Annotated in this window: 14 protein-coding genes and 2 tRNA genes; 13 read left to right on the top strand and 3 right to left on the bottom strand. The window is 71.3% G+C overall.

Annotated features, from left to right (window positions below; genetic code table 11):
* Nucleotides 1-66: 66 nt before the first annotated feature.
* From ABFX46_RS04380 to ABFX46_RS04365, 4 genes are all read left to right on the top strand, one after another.
* A complete protein-coding gene (locus ABFX46_RS04380; protein ID WP_163055620.1) occupies nt 67-510 on the top strand; it encodes a molybdenum cofactor biosynthesis protein MoaE in 444 nt (147 codons plus the stop codon).
* A gap of 87 nt (nt 511-597) precedes the next feature.
* Entirely contained in the window at nt 598-1647 is a 1050-nt protein-coding gene (locus tag ABFX46_RS04375) for a YlbL family protein (protein WP_346040035.1), read from the top strand.
* A 50-nt stretch (nt 1648-1697) separates the two neighbouring features.
* Nucleotides 1698-1771, top strand: a tRNA-Met gene (locus tag ABFX46_RS04370).
* Between the two features lie 211 nt (nt 1772-1982).
* The gene (locus ABFX46_RS04365; RefSeq protein WP_428831212.1) at nt 1983-3635 is read left to right on the top strand and encodes an acyl-CoA synthetase; all 1653 of its coding nucleotides are present in this window, start codon (nt 1983-1985) and stop codon (nt 3633-3635) included.
* Here the strand turns inward: ABFX46_RS04365 and ABFX46_RS04360 are convergent.
* Entirely contained in the window at nt 3632-4732 is a 1101-nt protein-coding gene (locus tag ABFX46_RS04360; RefSeq protein WP_346040033.1) for a PucR family transcriptional regulator, read from the bottom strand. The two genes, ABFX46_RS04365 and ABFX46_RS04360, sit on opposite strands and share 4 nt — an antisense overlap.
* Before the next feature lie 117 nt (nt 4733-4849).
* On the opposite strand from ABFX46_RS04360, the gene ABFX46_RS04355 reads away from it, so the two are divergent.
* Both ABFX46_RS04355 and pruA read left to right on the top strand, forming a co-directional pair.
* On the top strand, nt 4850-5758 hold the full coding sequence (locus tag ABFX46_RS04355) for a proline dehydrogenase family protein (RefSeq protein WP_346040032.1): 909 nt from the start codon (nt 4850-4852) through the stop codon (nt 5756-5758).
* Nucleotides 5759-5773: 15 nt separating this feature from the next.
* Nucleotides 5774-7405 (top strand): L-glutamate gamma-semialdehyde dehydrogenase, encoded by a 1632-nt coding sequence (gene pruA, locus ABFX46_RS04350; RefSeq protein ID WP_346040031.1) that lies wholly within the window; start codon nt 5774-5776, stop codon nt 7403-7405.
* Here the strand turns inward: pruA and ABFX46_RS04345 are convergent.
* Nucleotides 7402-8613, bottom strand: coding sequence for a cytochrome P450 (locus ABFX46_RS04345; RefSeq protein ID WP_346040030.1), 1212 nt, complete (start codon nt 8611-8613; stop codon nt 7402-7404). The two genes, pruA and ABFX46_RS04345, sit on opposite strands and share 4 nt — an antisense overlap.
* A 62-nt stretch (nt 8614-8675) precedes the next feature.
* Here ABFX46_RS04345 and ABFX46_RS04340 point away from each other — a divergent pair, with 62 nt between their 5' ends.
* Complete coding sequence (locus ABFX46_RS04340; protein ID WP_346040029.1) at nt 8676-9293, top strand: TetR family transcriptional regulator; 618 nt, start codon at nt 8676-8678, stop codon at nt 9291-9293.
* A gap of 32 nt (nt 9294-9325) precedes the next feature.
* Nucleotides 9326-9399: transfer RNA gene (locus ABFX46_RS04335), tRNA-Met, on the top strand.
* A gap of 173 nt (nt 9400-9572) precedes the next feature.
* Here ABFX46_RS04335 and ABFX46_RS04330 read toward each other — a convergent pair.
* A complete protein-coding gene (locus ABFX46_RS04330) occupies nt 9573-10508 on the bottom strand; it encodes a DUF5996 family protein (protein WP_346040028.1) in 936 nt (311 codons plus the stop codon).
* 89 nt (nt 10509-10597) lie between these two features.
* Here ABFX46_RS04330 and ABFX46_RS04325 point away from each other — a divergent pair, with 89 nt between their 5' ends.
* From ABFX46_RS04325 to ABFX46_RS04305, 5 genes are all read left to right on the top strand, one after another.
* Nucleotides 10598-10969, top strand: coding sequence for a DUF3054 domain-containing protein (locus ABFX46_RS04325; RefSeq protein WP_346040027.1), 372 nt, complete (start codon nt 10598-10600; stop codon nt 10967-10969).
* A 109-nt stretch (nt 10970-11078) separates the two neighbouring features.
* Nucleotides 11079-12725, top strand: a complete 1647-nt coding sequence (locus tag ABFX46_RS04320; RefSeq protein WP_346040026.1) for an AMP-binding protein — start codon at nt 11079-11081, stop codon at nt 12723-12725.
* A 56-nt stretch (nt 12726-12781) separates the two neighbouring features.
* On the top strand, nt 12782-15775 hold the full coding sequence (locus ABFX46_RS04315) for an AMP-binding protein (RefSeq protein ID WP_346040025.1): 2994 nt from the start codon (nt 12782-12784) through the stop codon (nt 15773-15775).
* Between the two features lie 99 nt (nt 15776-15874).
* Complete coding sequence (locus ABFX46_RS04310) at nt 15875-17230, top strand: cytochrome P450 (protein ID WP_346040024.1); 1356 nt, start codon at nt 15875-15877, stop codon at nt 17228-17230.
* Nucleotides 17227-18036, top strand: a complete 810-nt coding sequence (locus ABFX46_RS04305) for an SDR family oxidoreductase (RefSeq protein ID WP_346040023.1) — start codon at nt 17227-17229, stop codon at nt 18034-18036. The genes ABFX46_RS04310 and ABFX46_RS04305 overlap by 4 nt, the downstream gene beginning before the upstream one ends.
* Nucleotides 18037-18070 lie beyond the last annotated feature (34 nt).

The raw sequence follows: 18070 nt of genomic DNA, 5'->3' as shown, positions 1-18070 counted from the left end.
CGCGGCCGCCGGAAGTCCCGCCGCCCGCGGGGAGTAGGACGCGGCCGGAGAGGTAGCCTTCGGGACGTGAGCCAAAGCGCTGCGGGCGGGGACGTCATCCGGCTGATCGGCGTCCGCGAGACGCCCCTGTCCATCGACGAGGTGTACAGCGCCGTCGGCGCCCGCGGCGCCGGCGGCATCGCCGTCTTCACCGGCACCGTCCGCGACCACGACCACGCCCGCGCCGTCACCGGCCTGGCCTACAGCGCCCACCCCACCGTCGAACGCGAACTCCGCGCCGTCATGGAGAAGGTCGCCGCCGACTTCCCCGTCCTCGGCCTCGCCGCACTGCACCGCGTCGGCGACCTGGAGATCGGCGACATCGCCGTCGTCGTCGCCGCCTCCAGCGCCCACCGCGCCGAGGCGTTCGCCGCCTGCCGGCGGCTCATCGACGACCTCAAGGCGAACGTCCCCATCTGGAAGCACCAGACCTTCGCCGACGGGGACGACGAGTGGGTCGGGGCCTGCTGAGCCCCGCCGTGGGCGACGGTGGTCCCCGGATGATCGAGCGCGTGGGTCGGGGTCTGCCGAGCCCCCCGACGGCATAGAGTTTCCGGCATGTCTCGTCGTGCCGCCACGCTCACCGTCGCGAGCGTGCTCGTCCTCGTGCTCGCCGTCATCGGCTCCGTCATGCGCGTCCCCTACGTCGCGCTCATGCCCGGACCCACGAGCAACACCCTCGGCACGAACGACAAGGGCCAGCCGCTCATCCGCATCGACGGCCGCACGGTCTACCCCGCCACCGGCCACCTCAACTTCACCACCGTCACCTACCGCGGCGGACCCGGCGGCCGCATCGACCTCTTCACCGCCCTGCGCGGCTGGCTCGACGGCGACACCGCCATCGTCCCCGAAGAGACGATCTTCCCCAAGGACGAGACGCCGAAAGAGGTCGACCAGGAGAACACCCGGGCGATGCAGGACTCCCAGCAGAACGCCGAGGCCGCCGCCCTCCACGAACTCGGCATCCCCGTCACCACCCGCGTCGTCGTCGAAGGCGTCCAGAAGGGGCGCCCCGCCGACGGCGTCCTCAAGCCCGGCGACGAGATCACCGCGCTCGACGGCGCCCAGGTCACCAGCGTCTCCCAGGTCACCGGCGCCATGGCCAAGGCCAAGATCGGCGACACCGCCACCCTGACCTACAAGCGCGACGGCAAGGAGCAGAAGGCCGCCCTCAAGACCGTCGCCGACCCCACCGGGAAGCGCGCCGTCGTCGGCATCGTCCTCTCCGACCAGTACAAGTTCCCCTTCAAGATCGACATCAGCATCGGCGACATCGGCGGCCCCTCCGCCGGCCTCATGTTCTCCCTCGCCATCTACGACAAGCTCACCCCCGGCCCCCTCACCCAGGGCAAGTTCATCGCCGGCACCGGAACCATCACCCCCGAAGGCGAAGTCGGCCCCATCGGCGGCATCCAGCAGAAGATGATCGCCGCCCGCAAGGCCGGCGCCACCGTCTTCCTCACCCCCAAGGACAACTGCGCCGACGCCCTCTCCGCCCGCCCCGACGGCCTCCGCCTCGTCCGCGCCGACACCCTCCACGGCAGCATCCAGGCCATCAACGCCCTCAACACCGGCAAAGGCACCGTCCCCGCCTGCACCAAATAACGCCACCCGACCCAACCACTCCCCGCCATGCCATACACTTGAAACATCACCGCGGGGTGGAGCAGTTCGGTAGCTCGCTGGGCTCATAACCCAGAGGTCGCAGGTTCAAATCCTGCCCCCGCTACTGGTCCTGGGTCCCCTTGGTCGCCGCTTTGCGGCTTCCCGAGGGGACCCTTCGCATTTTGCCCGGGGGACGATCCCCCGGAGCCCCCTGTGCCTCCGCCATCCCCCGCCCGCCCGCCCCCGGGGCTGCGCCCCTGCCCCCCCTTCTCTCCGGTCTTGTGGGGCTTCTTCCCTTGTTGGCTTCGGGTCGGTCTTATCCCCCCTTTTCGGGGGTGGTCCTTGCGGCTGCTGGTGTGGTTAGGATCACGGCGTTGGGGCTTACCTGCGGTTTTGCGTTTGGAGGGGCGGTCTTGTCTGACTCTGTGGTTCGTGCTCGTCAGCACTCTGTGGGGGATCTGCTGCATCGGACGGCGCGGCGGTATCCGGGGAAGCTCGCCGTCGTCAGCGGGGAACTGCGGGTCACGTACGCGGAGTTCGACGTCGCGGTCAACCGGGCCGCGCACGCGCTCGCGGCGCGCGGGGTCGGCAAGGGGGACCGGGTCGCGCTGCTCAGCCACAACTGCTGGCAGTACGCGGTGATCGCGTTCGCCACGGCGAAGCTCGGTGTCGTGCTCGTGCCGGTGAACTTCATGCTCAACGCCGAGGAGATCGCCTACATCGTCGAGCACTCGGGGGCGTCCGGGATCATCGCGGAGGATGCGCTGGCACCTACCGCGGAGAAGGCGCTTGCCATCGCCGGGGTCGAAGGTGGGGTCCGGGGGTGGATTCCGCTGTCGGGGGCCCCGGCGGCCGCCGGGTGGGAGGACGTCGACTCCTGGTGGCTCGACGGGCCCGTGTCCGCGCCGGACGTCCTCGTGGGCGACGATGATCCGCTGCGGCTCATGTACACGTCGGGGACCGAGTCGCGTCCCAAGGGCGTGATGCTGTCCAGCCGGTCGCTGATCAGCCAGTACGTCAGCTGCGTCGTCGACGGGGAGATGAGCGCCGACGACGTCGAGGTGCACACGCTGCCGATGTACCACTGCGCGCAGCTCGACTGCTTCTTCTCGGTGGACGTCTACCTCGGCGCCACCAGCATCATCCTGCCCTCGCCGGACCCGGGTGTGCTGCTGGAGACGATCGAGCGGGAGAAGGTCACCAAGCTGTTCTGCCCGCCGACCGTGTGGATCTCGCTGCTGCGGCACCCCGACTTCGACACCCGGGACCTTTCGAGTCTGCGCAAGGGGTACTACGGGGCCTCTCCGATGCCGGTCGAGGTGCTCCGGGAGCTGCTGCGGCGGCTGCCCGACGTGCGGCTGTGGAACTTCTACGGGCAGACGGAGATGGCGCCCCTCGCGACCATCCTGCGGCCCCACGAGCAGCTGGAGCGGGCCGGCAGCGCGGGGCGCGCAGCCATCAACGTCGAGACCATGCTCGTCGACGACGACGGTCAGCCCGTGGGGGTCGGAGAGGTCGGGGAGATCGTCCACCGGAGTCCGCACGCGGCCCTGGGGTACTACCGGGACCCGGAGAAGACCGCGGAGGCGTTCCGGGGCGGGTGGTTCCATTCCGGTGACCTCGGGGTCATGACCGAGGACGGGTACCTCTCGGTGGTCGACCGGAAGAAGGACATGATCAAGACGGGTGGCGAGAACGTCGCCAGCCGGGAGGTCGAGGAGGCCGTCTACGCGCTGGACGGCGTCGCCGAGGTCGCCGTCTTCGGCATCAGCCATCCGCACTGGATCGAGGCCGTCACCGCCGTCGTCGTGCCGAAGCCGGGCGTGGAGTTGAGCGCCGAGGATGTCCATGCGCACGCCCGTGCGCGGCTCGCGGCTTACAAGCGGCCCAAGTACGTGGTCATCGTCGACTCCCTGCCCAAGAACCCGAGCGGCAAGATTCTGAAGCGGGAGTTGCGGTCCCGGCATGCGGGGCTGGCCGAAGGCTAAGCGTCCTGCTTCAGGTGGGGGGCCAGGGTCAGGGCCAGGTGGAGGGTCAGGCGGTCCTGGCCGTTGGTGAGGGTCAGGGCCGTCAGCTCCTCTATGCGGCGTAGGCGGTGGTAGAGGGTCTGGCGGTGGATGCTCAGGGCTTTGGCCGTTTGCTGGACGTTGCCTGCCTGGTCCAGGTAGGTGCGGGCCGTTTCGGTGAGGTCTGGGTGTCCTAGCAGGGCGTTTGTGCCTGGGGTTTGGGTCGTCTGGGCCAGGGCCTCGTCGCCTGCTGTGCGGAGGAGGCGCAGCGCGCCCAGGGTCGTCCAGTCGCGGGATTCGCCAGGGGCGGCGGTGCGGGCCGCGACGCGGGCGCGGAGCCAGCCTTCGTGGACGTCCTCCAGGGTCGCGCAGGGGGAGTACACGCCGGTCTGGACGGGGGCGTTGCGTTCCTCCAGGAGGCGGCGGGCTCTGTCGATCGTCGGGGCGGTGGGTGTCGAGGTGGGGATGACCAGGACGTGGTCGCGCTGCCAGACGGTGGTCAGCACGGAGTGGGGGAGCTGCCACGGGTTCAGGGGCTCGGGCGACGGGGTGCGCAGGACGGCCACGGTGAGGGGCTGGTCGGGGGCCGCGGCCTCGGCCAGGTCGTGGGCCGCCTGCGTGCGGGTGTCCGGGTGGGTGGAGAGCAGGTCGGCGACCTTCCACGTCAGGTCGTCGCGTTCCCTGGCCTGGCGGGCCATGAGGAGGGCCGCTCGTTCGCAGAGGGGCATGGCCTTGTGCGCCTGGGGGTTGGTGATTCGCTCCTGGTCGTCCAGGAGCCAGAGGTAGCCGTAGGTCACGTTGTTCCAGCGGACCGGCAGGCAGAGGCGGCCCAACTGGCCGAGGGACGTGTCGGCGGGAATGCGGACGGGGCCGGTGGCGCGGGCGATCCCGTGGCTTTCGAAGCGGGCGCGGACGGCCTCCGACGCGCGGCGGTGCAGGATCGAGTCCATCCGGACGGGGTCGATCGTGTCGCCGTGGGCGGCGTAGGCGACGAGGTGGAAGTCGCGGTCCTCCAGCGTGGCCGGCGCGTGCAGGAGGTCTGCGGCCTGTTCCACGATGTCTTGCAGATCGAGAGCCATGCGCCTGCCTTCATACGTTTGTATGAAGTCTAGCCGTCGTGAAAGTGGCATTTGGCTGTAGGGGGACGGGCGCGGCGCTTCTACCGTTCGAGGTGTTCCTCGACGTTGGAGGCTCCCATGCTCGGTGCCCTTCTGCTCGCCGCCGGCCGCAGCGAACGGATGCGCGGTCTCGTCACGTCCATGCCCCTGACCAGGAGCGTCGTCGACCGCTTCGTGGCCGGGGACGACCTCGGGGCGGCGGTCGGGGCGGTGCGGGAGCTGGCGGGCGCGGGGCTCAGCGTCACGCTCGACCACCTGGGCGAGGACACCCGGGACGCCGCGCAGGCGGAGGCGACCCGGGACGCCTACCTGCGCATGTTCGCGGCCTTCGAGCGGTACGGGCTCGCGGACGGTGCCGACGCTTCGGTGAAGCTCTCCGCCCTCGGGCAGGCGCTGCCGGGCGAGCTCGCCGTTGATCACGCTCGGGAGATCTGCGCCGCGGCCGAGCGGGTCGGCATGACCGTCACGCTCGACATGGAAGACCACACGACCGTCGACTCCACCCTGGAGACCCTCGGGAAGCTGAGGAGCGACTTTCCGTGGGTGGGTGTCGCCGTCCAGGCGATGTTGCGGCGCAGTGAGGGTGATCTGCGTGACCTCGTGGGGGAGGGGTCGCGGGTCCGGTTGGTGAAGGGCGCCTATGCCGAGCCCGGCTCCGTCGCGTTCCAGGGGCGGCGTGAGGTCGACCGCGCCTATGTCCGGGCGCTGCGGATGCTGATGGAGGGCGACGGCTACCCGATGGTCGCCAGCCACGACCCCCGGATCATCGACATCGCGCTTGCGCTGGCGGTCGGGCGCTCCCCGTCGTCCTACGAGTTCCAGATGCTCTACGGGATCCGGGCCGCCGAGCAGCGGCGGCTCGCCCGGGACCACCGGATGCGCGTCTACGTCCCCTACGGCGCCGACTGGTACGGGTACTTCATGCGGCGCCTGGCCGAACGTCCCGCCAACCTCGCGTTCTTTCTCCGTTCGTTCATCTCCCGCTAAGGAGGGGCCCTTTCCATGGACGCCGTGACCAACGTTCCGATGCCGGTGAACGAGCCGGTGCACGGGTATGCGCCGGGCAGCGCCGAGCGGGCCCGGCTGGAGGCGCGGCTCGCCGAGCTGACCGCCGAGGCGCCGGTCGACCTGCCCATGACGATCGGCGGCGAGCGGCGGCTCGGGGCCGGCGCCAAGGTCGCCGTCGTCCAGCCGCACCGGCACGCGTCGGTGCTCGGGACGTTCGGCACCGCGACGGAGGACGACGCGCGGGACGCGATCGGGGCGGCGCTGACGGCCGCGCCGGCGTGGCGGGCGCTGTCGTTCGACAACCGGGCCGCGGTCTTCCTGCGCGCCGCCGACCTGCTCGCCGGGCCGTGGCGGGAGACGCTGCTCGCCGCGACGATGCTCGGGCAGTCCAAGACCGTCCAGCAGGCGGAGATCGACAGCCCCTGCGAGCTCGTCGACTTCTGGCGGTTCAACGTCCACTTCGCGCGGCGCATCCTCGCCGAGCAGCCGATCAGCGGGCCCGGCGTGTGGAACCGGTCCGACCACCGGCCGCTGGAGGGGTTCGTCTACGCGATCACCCCGTTCAACTTCACCGCGATCGCCGCGAACCTGCCGACCGCACCCGCGCTCATGGGCAACGTGGTCGTGTGGAAGCCGTCCCCGACGCAGACCTACTCGGCCGTGCTGCTGATGCGCCTGCTGGAGGAGGCCGGGCTGCCGGACGGTGTCATCAATCTGGTGACAGGGGACGGGATCGAGGTGTCGGAGGTCGCGCTCCAGCACCCCGAACTCGCCGGGATCCACTTCACCGGGTCCACGGCGACGTTCCGGCACCTGTGGAGGACGGTCGGGAACAACATCGAGAAGTTCCGGAGCTACCCGCGGATCGTCGGGGAGACCGGCGGCAAGGACTTCGTCGTCGCCCACCCGTCCGCCGACCCGGCCGTGCTCAAGACCGCCCTCGTGCGGGGCGCGTTCGAGTACCAGGGGCAGAAGTGCTCCGCGGCCTCGCGGGCGTACATCCCGCGGTCGATCTGGGACGGCGGGTTCAAGGAGGAACTCGCCGCCGAGGTCGACGGGCTCACCATGGGGGACGTCGCCGACCTGTCCAACTTCATGGGCGCGGTGATCGACGAGCGGGCGTTCGCCAAGAACAAGGCCGCGATCGACCGGGCGCGGGACGACGGCGACGTCGAGATCGTCGCCGGGGGGACCTACGACGACTCGGTCGGGTACTTCGTCCGGCCGACCGTGCTCGTCTCCGGGGACCCCGGGAACGAGATCTTCCGGACCGAGTACTTCGGGCCGATCCTCGGCGTCCACGTCTACGAGGACGACCGGTACGAGGAGATGCTCGCCCAGATGGAGTCGGTCGCCGACTACGCGCTCACCGGCGCCGTCATCGCCGGCGACCGGGCCGCCGCCGCGCACACCGCCGACGTCCTCCGGTACGCGGCCGGCAACTTCTACATCAACGACAAGCCGACCGGCGCCGTGGTGGGCCAGCAGCCGTTCGGGGGCGCGCGGGCGTCGGGGACGAACGACAAGGCCGGGTCCGTTTTCAACCTGCTGCGGTGGACCTCGCCGCGGTCGATCAAGGAGACGTTCGTCCCGCCGACCGACTACCGGTACCCCCACATGGGCTAGGTCGCGAGCCCGATGCCCGTGGCCGGGAGCGAGACCCAGCCGCGGGTGAAGGGCGACGAGATCCGCTCGGACGCCTCCAGGTCCACGCCGACATCCGGGTGGGCCTGGAGGAGTTCCTCCAGCGCGACCCGCGCCTGGAGCTTGGCCAGGTGCGAGCCGATGCAGAAGTGGACGCCGCTGGAGAAGCCCAGGTGGCGCGGGATCTCCCGGGTGACGTCGAGTTCGTGGGCGGACGGGCCGAACTCGCGTTCGTCCCGGTTCGCCGAACCGAACAGCATCATCACCTTCTCGCCCTCGGGGATCTCCGTGCCGTGGAGGGTCACGGGGCGGGTGGTGGTCCTGGCCAGCGCCTGGACCGAACCCTCCAGGCGCAGGAACTCCATCAGCGCGTTCGGGATCAGCGACGGGTCGGCGGCGAGGCGCTCGCGCTGCGCGTGGTCGCCGTCCAGCAGCGCCACCCCGTGCGAGATCAGGTTCCCGGTCGTGTCGTTGCCGCCCGCCACCATGACGAAGCAGAACCCGAGGATGTCCCAGTCGGTGAGGCGCTCCCCGTCCACCTCGGCGGCCGTCAGCGCGCTGATCAGGTCGTCGGACGGATCGGCGCGGCGCGCGGCGATCACGTCGGAGAAGTAGGCGAACATCTCCGCGACGGCCTCGACCGCGCCCTTCTGCAGCGACCGCAGGCCGAAGCCCTCGTCCTGGAGCGTCGTCAGCGCGGACACCCACGGGTCGAACCGCGCCCGATCCGACTCCGGGACGCCGAGCAGGTGGGCCAGGGCGTAGGTCGGCAGAGGGGACGAGAAGTCCCGGTGCAGGTCGGGTGCTTCGCCTTGTGATGCTTTGCGCTCCATCAGGGTGATCCTGGAGCGGACGAAATCGCGCAGCCGGCCCTCCAGGGCGGCGGTCCTGCGCGGCGTGAAACCGTGGCTGATCAGGCGCCGCAGGACGGTGTGCCGCGGCGGATCCAGCATCACGATCGTCGGGGCCAGGCCCAGCGTGCCGATCTCGTCCGGGTAGAACGTCAGGCCCTGCGCGGACGAGAACGTCCCAGCGTCCCGCGTCGCCGCCCAGATGTCGTCGAAGCGCGACAGCGCCCAGAACGGCGGATCGTCGTGGCGGTGGACGGGATCGGCGTCGCGCAGGCGCCGGTACGCGGGATAGGGGTCGGCCTGGAATCCGGGATCGAACGGATCGTAGACGTCCGCCATGGCGCGGCCTCCGCGGGTTGTAACAGGCGTCGTTATTAACGCCCACTGTTAGTATCACCGGCGTGCCGAAAGACGCAAGAGCCACCCGCGAAGCGCTCATCCGCGCCGGCGCCCACCACTTCGCCGCCCACGGCATCGACGCCGCCCGCACCCGCGACATCGTCGCCGGCGCCGGACAGGCCAACGACTCCGCCATCACCTACCACTTCGGCTCCCGCGCCGGACTCCTCGACGCCGTCCTCCGCGCCGGCATCACCCGCATGGAACCCGCCCGCGAAACCGCCCTCCCCGGCCTCCGCCCCCACGACCTCCCCGCCATCGTCGCCGCCATCGTCACCCCCACCGCCGACGAACTCCGCACCCCCCACGGCCGCGACTTCCTCCGCATCACCGCCCAACTCGCCGGACGCGCCGGAATCCGCGACCGCCACCTCCCGCCCCTCCTCCACGGCACCGCACTCCAACGGCAACTCGAACTCCTCCACACCGCCTGCCGCGCCACCCTCCCCGAACCCCTCGCCCTCGAACGCATCTCCCTCCACATCGCCTACCTCACCGCCGCCCTCGCCGACCGCGCCACCCGCACCGACAGCCCCCTCGACCACACCGCCTTCACCACCGACCTCACCGCCCAACTCACCGCCGCCCTCCAAGCCCCCGCCGCAAACCCGTTTGCCTAACCACCCCCCACCCCATACAGTTAAGACATCACCGCGGGGTGGAGCAGTTCGGTAGCTCGCTGGGCTCATAACCCAGAGGTCGCAGGTTCAAATCCTGCCCCCGCTACTGGTCCTAGGGTCCTCTTGGTCGCGGGCTTCGCCCGCTCCCCAAGGGGGCCCTTCGCATTTCGCCCGGGGGACGATCCCCCGGAGCCCCCTGTGCCTCCGCCATCCCCCGCCCGCCCGCCCGCCCCCGGGGCTGCGCCCCTGGCCCCCCTTTTGTTCTCTTCCCTGGTCTCTTTATGCCTTGTGGTGGTTCAGTCTTGTGGGGGTGTCTTCTAGGGCCTCTCGGTCCCAAGCGGCTCGTTCTGCGGCTGCTTCGTAGGTGGAGTGCAGGAAATCTTCCAGGGTTCCCTCTGGGTCCTTTGAGGTCGCCACTGCTTCGTAGGGGAGTAGGAACTCGCCCATTTCCTGGCTGTAGACGGCTTCCGCGGGGAGTACGGGGTGGTCGGCGAAGCCGGGAGGCTCTGGGTAGGCGTAGGAGTAGAAGGCTCCCTCCTCGCCTCCGCCCGGCCAGAAGCCGGCGCTCGACAGTTCGCCGGAGTAGCCCTCTACCATCACCCAGTCCGGGCAGTTCGGGGCGCCGCCGGGGTGCGCCGGGGCGGGACGGCCCGAGAACCTCGTGCAGGCCAGGTCCATCGCGCCCCAGAAGAAGTGCACCGGGCTCACCTTGCCGATGAAATGGGACCGGAACTCGCCCAGGACCCGGTCCGCCTGCAGGAGCTGGCGCCAGAACAGGTGGGCCGCGTCCGGGTCGTAGGACGCGTTCTGGTGGTCCTCGGCGAACGGGATCGCCGGATCCACCTCGTTCGGGCTGGCCTGGATCGGAGCCTCGATCCGCAACTCGTCCAGCGCGGCCATGGTCTCGGCGTAGAAGTCGGCGACCGACTTCGGCTCCAGACGCACTGTGCGGGATCCGCCGTCGCTGCTCCGGAGGCGCAGCACGTGCTCGACGAAGTCGAACTCGATGTCGAACACGCCGTCCCGGTAGGGGACGGCCGACGTGGTCAACCCCCTGGGGCTCACGTACAAGGTCACCTGCCACCAGTGGTTGAGCAGCGGCGCGTGGGCCATCCGGACCTTGCCGACGATCTGCGTCCACATGTGCAGCGTTTCGCGCGTCGCCGTCCAGTCCGCGATCCTCAGCCTCGGCCAGGCGCCGTTCTTCCCGGTCATCGCACCTCCACTTGAGTCCCCTCAGGCGATCCAGTACCCCAAAAGGTCATCGTCACCACCCGCTCATGACGGGCGCATACGCTGGAGGTATGCGGAATCTTGTGGGCGGAGTCGCGGACGTCTGCTGCGTGCTCGTCTTCGTGGCGATCGGGCGGGCCTCGCATGAGGAGGCCGCCAGCCTGAGCGGATACGCCACCACCGCCTGGCCGTTCCTCGTGGGGCTCGCGGCAGGGTGGGGTCTTTTCCGGGCTTGGCGGAGGGCTGACGCACTGGTTCCCGTGGGGGTCGGTGTGTGGCTGTCCGCGGTGTGCGTCGGGATGCTGCTCCGGGTCGTCTCGGGGCAGGGGACCGCTCTCGCGTTCGTGATCGTCGCGCTCTCGTTCCTCGGTGCGACGCTGCTCGGGTGGCGCGCCCTGGCGCGGGTCGCGGGCCGGCGGACCGTGTCGGTTCCCTCCGAGTGACCGCCCGGTCTCTTTGACCGATCGAACCGGTTGACGGCGGGCGCGCGGTGCTGGTGAAGTTACCCGCGAGTCACGTGGGTGACCGTGATCATGTTGAAGGGGAACACCGATGGCATCTGCGCTGCGCGCATGGCTGGAGACGCCGAACACCGGACGTGGCGTACACCTGGCGGCCGACGACGGCGGCTGGGAGTACCGCGACTACGGTGCGCTGGCCGCCGCCGCGCGGCGCACCGCCGGGGCGCTCATCGAGGAGGGCGTCCGGCCGGGCGACGTCGTGTGCCTCATCCTGCCCACCGATTTCACCTGCATCGAGACCTACTTCGGGGTGTGGGCGGCGGGCGCGACCGTCTGCCTGATCACGCCGCCGCTGTTCCAGGACGGCGACGACTACGTCGCCCATGTCGCGGCCATCCTGCGGCAGGCGTCGCCGGTCCTCGTGGTCGCGTCCAAGGACCTCGCCGAGTACGCGGGGCGGGCCATGGACCAGGCCGGGCTCAGCGGCGAGCCGTGGCAGCCGCAGCAGGGCGAGGAGGCGGACGTCCGGCCCGCCGGGGAACTCGCGCTGCTGCAGTTCACCTCCGGGTCCAGCGGAGCCCCGCGCGGCGTCATGGTCACCTGGGAGAACCTGGAGGCCAACAGCGACCTGATCGCGCGCATGGCCGGGTACGAGGACGGCGACGTGGTCGCGTCCTGGCTGCCGCTCTACCACGACATGGGGCTCATCGGGACCTTCATCACGCCGATCGCGCGGCAGGGGACGCTGCGGCTGATGCGGCCCGACCACTTCATCCGCGACCCGGCACGCTGGATCCGGTGCTTCGCCGAGGCCCAGCACACGGCGGCGCCGCCGTTCGCCTACGCCTACTGCGCGCGGCGGATCAAGCCGGAGCAGCTGGAGGGCCTCGACCTGTCGGGCTGGAAGATGGCGCTGATCGGCGCCGAACCGATCGACCCGCACGCGCTGGAGGTGTTCGCGCAGCTCGTCGAGCCGTTCGGGTTCTCGCGGGCGACGTTCAAGCCGGCCTACGGGATGGCCGAGACCACGCTGCTCGTCACCATGGACAACGAGTGGCGCGACCCGCTGGCCGTCCGGCCCGACCCCGAGGCGCTCGCGTTCGGGCAGCCCGTCCGCATCCTCGACCAGCACCGGCTCGGCCCCGAGTCGGTCGGCGCCAAGGCCGGGTGGGTCGTCGGGTGCGGGACGCCTGAGAGTGACGTGCCCGTTGTGATCGTTGATGATGATGGGAACGAGCTTGCTCAGGGGCTTCTGGGGGAGATCGTCGTGGGCGGTGCCTCAGCCTGCCCGGGGTACTACGCGGGGGCCGAGGCCAAGTCGACCCGGTTCATGGACGGCAAGGTCTACACCGGGGACGCCGGGTTCTTCCACCAGGGCCAGCTGTTCGTCCTCGGGCGGATGGGCGACAGCATCAAGGTCCGCGGGCGGTCGGTCTACGTCGAGGACCTCGAATCCAAGATCGCCGAGGTGAGCGGGCTCGGCCGGGGCCGCATCGTGGTGGTCGGCGTGCCGGGCGCCGGGCAGAAGGGGCTCGCGCTGTTCGCCGAGACGCAGAGCGAGGAGTGGGTCCCCGCGGTCCGCGAGACGCTGCGGCGCCGGGTCGGGGACGACGTCGAGATCACGGTCGTGGTCGGGACCGGGCTGATCCAGCGGACGTCCAGCGGCAAGCCCCGCCGCCGGTACATGTGGGAGCGGCTCCAGGGCGGGCGGATGGACGGGGCGCGGGTCGTCGCGTAATTGCTAAAGCCGCTGATAACAGGACACCATGTCGTTGACGCTGCGAGAGGTCGACGATGCCGTCTGTTGCCAGAACGCTGTTCCGCCTGGGCGCCCGCCTGGGATCCACCGCCCAGAACGCCCTGGAGGTCGCCCGGTTCGGGGGATTCGACACCGGCGAGGACGCGTCCCCCTGCGAGGTCGTGACCGAGCAGCGGGTGTACCGGCTGCGGCACTACTTCCCGGAGGCGGCGGGCGGGCCCGTGATGCTGCTCGTCCCGCCGCTGATGATCACCGCGGAGGTGTACGACATCTCCTCGCGCGTCAGCGCGGTGAAAGTGCTGCACGACCTCGGGGTCGATCCGTGGGTCGTCGACTTCGGGGCGCCCGAGCGGGAGCCCGGCGGGCTCGAGCGGACCGTCAGCGACCACGTGCTGGCGGTGAGCGACGCCGTCGATCGCATCCGGAAGGCGACCGGCAGGGACGTCCATCTCGCCGGGTACTCGCAGGGCGGCATGTTCGTCTACCAGGCCGCCGCCTACCGGCGCAGCGAGGGCATCGAGTCGATCGTGACGTTCGGCAGCCCGTCCGACACGAGCCAGGGGCTGCCGTTCGGGCTGCCCGGCTGGCTCGCGTCGGAAGGCGTCGAGCGGATCCCCGACTGGGTGCTCGGCGGGTTCGCCGTGCCGGGGTGGGTGACACGGCTCGGCTTCCAGGTCCTCAGCCCTGTCAAGTCCGTGCGGTCGCGAGTCGACTTCATCCTGCAGCTCCACGACCGGGAGCGGTTGGCACCGCGGGAACGGCAGCGGCGGTTCCTGGAGCGGGAGGGGTGGGTGTCGTGGCCCGTGCCCGCGCTCGCCGAGTTCCTGCGGCAGTTCATCCAGCACAACCGGATGCTGACGGGCGGCTTCGTCATCGGCGACCGGCTCGTCACGCTCGCCGACATCACGTGCCCGGTGCTCACCTTCGTCGGTGAGGTCGACGAGATCGCGTCGCCGCTCATGGTGCGCGGCATCCGGCGGGCCGCGCCGCGCGCCCAGGTGTACGAGGCGTCGCTCAGGGCCGGGCACTTCGGGCTCGTCGTGGGCAGCCTCGCGATCGCGCAGACCTGGCCCGCCGTCGCGTCGTGGACGCTGTGGCGGGAGGGCGAGGACGAACTCCCGGAGATCGTCGTGCCCGTGGCCGGGGACGAGGAGGCCGCGACCGCCGAGCTGCCCGGCGGACCGGCCGGATACGGGCTCCAGCTGGCGATGGGCATCGGGACCAGCGCCGCGCGGTCGGCGTTCCGGACCGCCTCCCAGGTCGTCCACGGCAGCCGGCAGCTGAGCGGCGAGGCCGCGCAGAACCTGCCGCGGCTGGCGCGGCTGGAGCGCATCCAGTCCGACACGCGGATGTCGATGGGGCTGCTCCTGGACGAGCAGGCGCGGCACCGGCCCGGCGAGGTCTTCTTCCTCTACCAGGGGCGCGCCCACACCCACGACGCGGCCAAGCGGCGCGTCGACGCCGTCGTGCGCGGGCTGATCCACATCGGCGTGCGGCGCGGCGACGCGGTCGGCGTGCTGATGGGGACCCGCCCCACCGCGCTCGCGCTCGTCGCGGCGCTGAGCCGGCTCGGGGCCGTCGCGGTGCTGCTCCGCCCCGACGGCGACCCCGCGGCGGAGGCCCGGCTCAGCCAGGTGACGCGGGTCATCGCCGATCCCGAGCACGCGGAGCTCGCCGGGAGGCTGGAGGGCGTCCGGGGGTACCTGCTCGGCGGGGTCGGGCGCGGCGACCGCGGCTCCCTCGTGGACATGGAGCGCATCGATCCGGACCGGGTGGAGCTGCCGGGGTGGTACCGGCCGAATCCGGGGCGGGCCGGTGATCTCGCCTTCATCGTCTTCCGGGGCGACGGGGAGCATCTGCGCGCCAGCCGGATCACCAACCGGCGGTGGGCGCTGTCGGCGTTCGGGACGGCGTCGTCGGCCGCCCTGTCCTCGTCCGACACCGTCTACAGCATCACGCCGTTGCAGCACCCGTCCGCGCTGCTGATGAGCCTCGGCGGCGCGGTCGCGGGCGGGGCCCGGCTCGCCCTCGCCAGCGCCCCCAGCGCGGTTCCCGGGGGGCGGTCCCCCCACATGGAAATCGACCCGGAGACGTTCTGGGACGAGGCGCGCCGCTACGGCGTCACCGTCGCGTCCTACACGTGGACGCTCCTGCGCGACCTCGTGAACGCGCCGCCGAATCCGGCCGAGCGGCACCACGCCGTCCGGCTGTTCATCGGGTCCGGGATGCCGCGCGGCCTGTGGCGGCGGGTCGAGGACCGGTTCGCGCCCGCGCGGGTCCTGGAGTTCTACGCCTCAACCGAGGGCGAGGCGGTGCTGGTCAACCTGAGCGGCAAGAAGCCCGGCTCGCTCGGGCGGCCGCTGCCGGGCAGCGCCCGCGTGCGGCTCGCCCGCTACGACCTGGAGAGCGGGCGGCCGGCCGAGGGGCCCGACGGGTTCGCGGTCCGGTGCGAGCCGGGCGAGATCGGCATGCTGCTCGCACGGGTCCGGCCGTCGGCGATCGGCGCGGCGGCGCGCCCGGTGCGGGGCGTGTTCCAGCCCGAGGACGCCTGGACGATCACCGGCGACCTGTTCCGCCGCGACACGGACGGCGACTACTGGCTCGTCGGACGGGAGGCCGAGCTGATCCGCACGGCCGAGGGCATCGTCCCGCCGGGCCCGATCCGGGACGCGCTCGGCGACCTGCCGTACGTCGACGGCGTCGCCGTCTACGGGATCCCCGCGGGCGGCACCGAGCTGGCCGCGGCGGCGGTGAGCCTGCGCGGTGCCGGCGAGCTCAAGCCCATCGACCTCTCGGAGGCGCTGCTGCGGGTGGAGCCGGGGCTGCGGCCCGCGCTCGTCCGGGTCGTGGACGCGCTGCCCGTCACGGCCGGCGGGCGGCTGCGGCTCGCGCCGCTGCGGGACGAGGGCGTCCCCGACGCCGGCGGCGGACCGGCCTACTACCGGGACAGGGCGGGCGCCTACCGGCCGCTCACCGAGGCCGCGCGGCGGCGGCTGGTCCGGGGCGGGACGGCCCGCGAGGCCCGCTGACGCGCAAGTCACCGGCGATAAGTCTGGACTTACGGGCGCCCGCTACGTTAGAACAAAGCAACAGATTTCGCTTATTTGTTGCACGCGTCCGGAGGGGTCATGACGAGCGTCCTCGCGCCGCCGCCGCAGGGCAGCGGCCTGAAACCGGTCCCCGGCGTGCCGGGCCTGCCGTACATCGGCAGCACGCTCGCGGTGATGCGCGACCCGATCGGGATGGCCCGCAAGCGCTACGACCAGTACGGGCCCGTCGCCTGGGGGTGGCTGCTCGGGCAGCGCACCGTCACCGTCCAGGGGCCCGAGGCCGCCCAGGCCGTCCTGGTCAACCGGGACAAGGCGTTCGCGAACGGGCCCGCCTGGAGCTACTTCATCGGGCCGTTCTTCACCCGCGGCATCATGCTGCTCGACTTCGAGGAGCACCTGCACCACCGCCGCATCATGCAGGAGGCGTTCACCCGCCCGCGGCTCGAGGCGTACATGGAGGCGATGGCGCCCGGCATCATCAAGGGCGTCGAGTCGTGGGAGCCCGGCCCCGGCTTCAAGGTGTACGACCACATCAAGAAGCTCACGCTCGACCTCGCCGTGGACGTCTTCATGGGCGTCGAGCTGGACGACGCCGAGCGCGCGCGGGTCAACGGCGCGTTCATCGACGCCGTCCGCGCCGGGACGGCCTACGTGCGGTTCCCCGTCCCCGGGCTGCGCTGGCACCGCGGCCTGCAGGCCCGCAAGGTGCTGGAGGAGTTCTTCTACCGGCACCTGCCCGCCAAGCGCCGCGACGGCGGCGACGACCTGTTCGCCGCGCTGTGCGCGGCCGAGACCGACGACGGCGAGCGGTTCACCGACGAGGACGTCGTCAACCACATGATCTTCGCGCTGATGGCGGCGCACGACACCACCACCATCACGCTGACGACGATGTCCTACTTCCTGGCCAAGCACCCCGAATGGCAGGAGCGGCTGCGCGAGGAGTCCCTCGCCCTCGGCCGGCCGCGGCCCGGCTACGGCGACCTCGACCACTTCACCGGCATCGACATGGTGATGAAGGAGTCGCTGCGGATGGTCGCGCCCGTCCCGGCACTGCCGCGCAAGGTCGTCAAGGACACCTCCATCCTCGGCTTCCACATCCCGGCCGGCTCGCTCGTCGTCGTGCCGATGCTCAGCAACCACCACATGCCGCAGTGGTGGCCCGACCCGGACACGTTCGACCCCGGGCGGTTCTCCCCGGAGCGCCGCGAGGACAAGGTCCACAAGTACGCGTGGGCCCCGTTCGGCGGCGGCGCGCACAAGTGCATCGGGATGTACTTCGCGGGGATGCAGGTCAAGACCATCCTGCACCAGGTGCTGCAGCGCTACCGCTGGAGCGTCCCCGCACGCTACGAGTGGCCCCTGGACACCACGTCCCTCCCGTCGCCGAAGGACGGGCTCCCCGTCCGCCTCGACCGCTTGGAGCCGCAATGAGCAAGGTCATCGCCGTCACCGGGGCAGCGCGGGGGATCGGCCTCGCCACCGCCCGCGCACTCCGGGCGAAGGGCGCGACCGTCGTCATCGGCGACATCGACGAGGCCGCCGTCGCGGAGGCCGCCGCGTCGCTGGGCGTCACCGGCCTCGTCGTGGACGTCACGTCCCGCGCGTCGTTCACCGCGTTCCTCGACCGGGTGGAGGAGGCGGCCGGGCCGCTCGACGTCCTGGTCAACAACGCCGGGATCATGCCGATCGGGCCGGTCACCGACGAGAGCGACGCCGACGCCCGCCGCTGCATCGACATCAACGTGCACGGCGTCATGCTCGGCACCAAGCTCGCCCTCGGCCGGATGCTGCCGCGCGGGTCGGGGCACATCATCAACATCGCGTCGATCGCCGGCGTCATGTTCACCCCCGGCCTCGCCCTCTACAACGCCAGCAAGGCCGCCGTCCTGGCGTTCACCGAGGCGACCCGGCTGGAGGTCCAGGACCGGGGCGTGCACGTCGGCGCCGTCCTGCCGACGTTCACCAACACCGAGCTGGTCGCGGGGACGCGCAGCCCGAAGGGGCAGAAGAACTGCGAGCCGGAGGACATCGCCGCCGCCGTCGTCGAGCTGATCGGCGAGCCGCGCCCGCAGGTCGCGGTGCCGAAGAAGCTCGGCACGCAGGTGCGGCTCGGCGCGCTGCTCCCCGAGCGGCTCCGCCGGGCGGCGTCCCGCCGCCTGGGCCTGGACAAGATCTTCCTGGAGTACGACCCGGACGCCCGCAAGGCCTACGACGCCCGCATCCGCTCCGCGAACTGACGTTGACCTGCGGCGTGTTGTTGTTATGAGCCGC

The organism is Actinomadura chokoriensis (genome assembly GCF_039529475.1).
GTDB lineage: Bacteria > Actinomycetota > Actinomycetes > Streptosporangiales > Streptosporangiaceae > Spirillospora > Spirillospora bangladeshensis.
Note: the sequence above shows the minus strand (reverse complement) of the source record. Positions and strands in the feature narration are given on the sequence as shown.

What these genes read in the sequence shown, in the direction of transcription:
- ABFX46_RS04375 (WP_346040035.1), top strand. Translation starts at nt 598, where the DNA reads ATGTCTCGTCGTGCCGCCACGCTCACCGTCGCGAGCGTGCTCGTCCTC.
- ABFX46_RS04360 (WP_346040033.1), bottom strand. Translation starts at nt 4,732, where the DNA reads ATGGCTCTCGATCTGCAAGACATCGTGGAACAGGCCGCAGACCTCCTG.
- ABFX46_RS04355 (WP_346040032.1), top strand. Translation starts at nt 4,850, where the DNA reads ATGCTCGGTGCCCTTCTGCTCGCCGCCGGCCGCAGCGAACGGATGCGC.
- pruA (WP_346040031.1), top strand. Translation starts at nt 5,774, where the DNA reads ATGGACGCCGTGACCAACGTTCCGATGCCGGTGAACGAGCCGGTGCAC.
- ABFX46_RS04345 (WP_346040030.1), bottom strand. Translation starts at nt 8,613, where the DNA reads ATGGCGGACGTCTACGATCCGTTCGATCCCGGATTCCAGGCCGACCCC.
- ABFX46_RS04330 (WP_346040028.1), bottom strand. Translation starts at nt 10,508, where the DNA reads ATGACCGGGAAGAACGGCGCCTGGCCGAGGCTGAGGATCGCGGACTGG.
- ABFX46_RS04325 (WP_346040027.1), top strand. Translation starts at nt 10,598, where the DNA reads ATGCGGAATCTTGTGGGCGGAGTCGCGGACGTCTGCTGCGTGCTCGTC.
- ABFX46_RS04320 (WP_346040026.1), top strand. Translation starts at nt 11,079, where the DNA reads ATGGCATCTGCGCTGCGCGCATGGCTGGAGACGCCGAACACCGGACGT.
- ABFX46_RS04315 (WP_346040025.1), top strand. Translation starts at nt 12,782, where the DNA reads ATGCCGTCTGTTGCCAGAACGCTGTTCCGCCTGGGCGCCCGCCTGGGA.
- ABFX46_RS04310 (WP_346040024.1), top strand. Translation starts at nt 15,875, where the DNA reads ATGACGAGCGTCCTCGCGCCGCCGCCGCAGGGCAGCGGCCTGAAACCG.
- ABFX46_RS04305 (WP_346040023.1), top strand. Translation starts at nt 17,227, where the DNA reads ATGAGCAAGGTCATCGCCGTCACCGGGGCAGCGCGGGGGATCGGCCTC.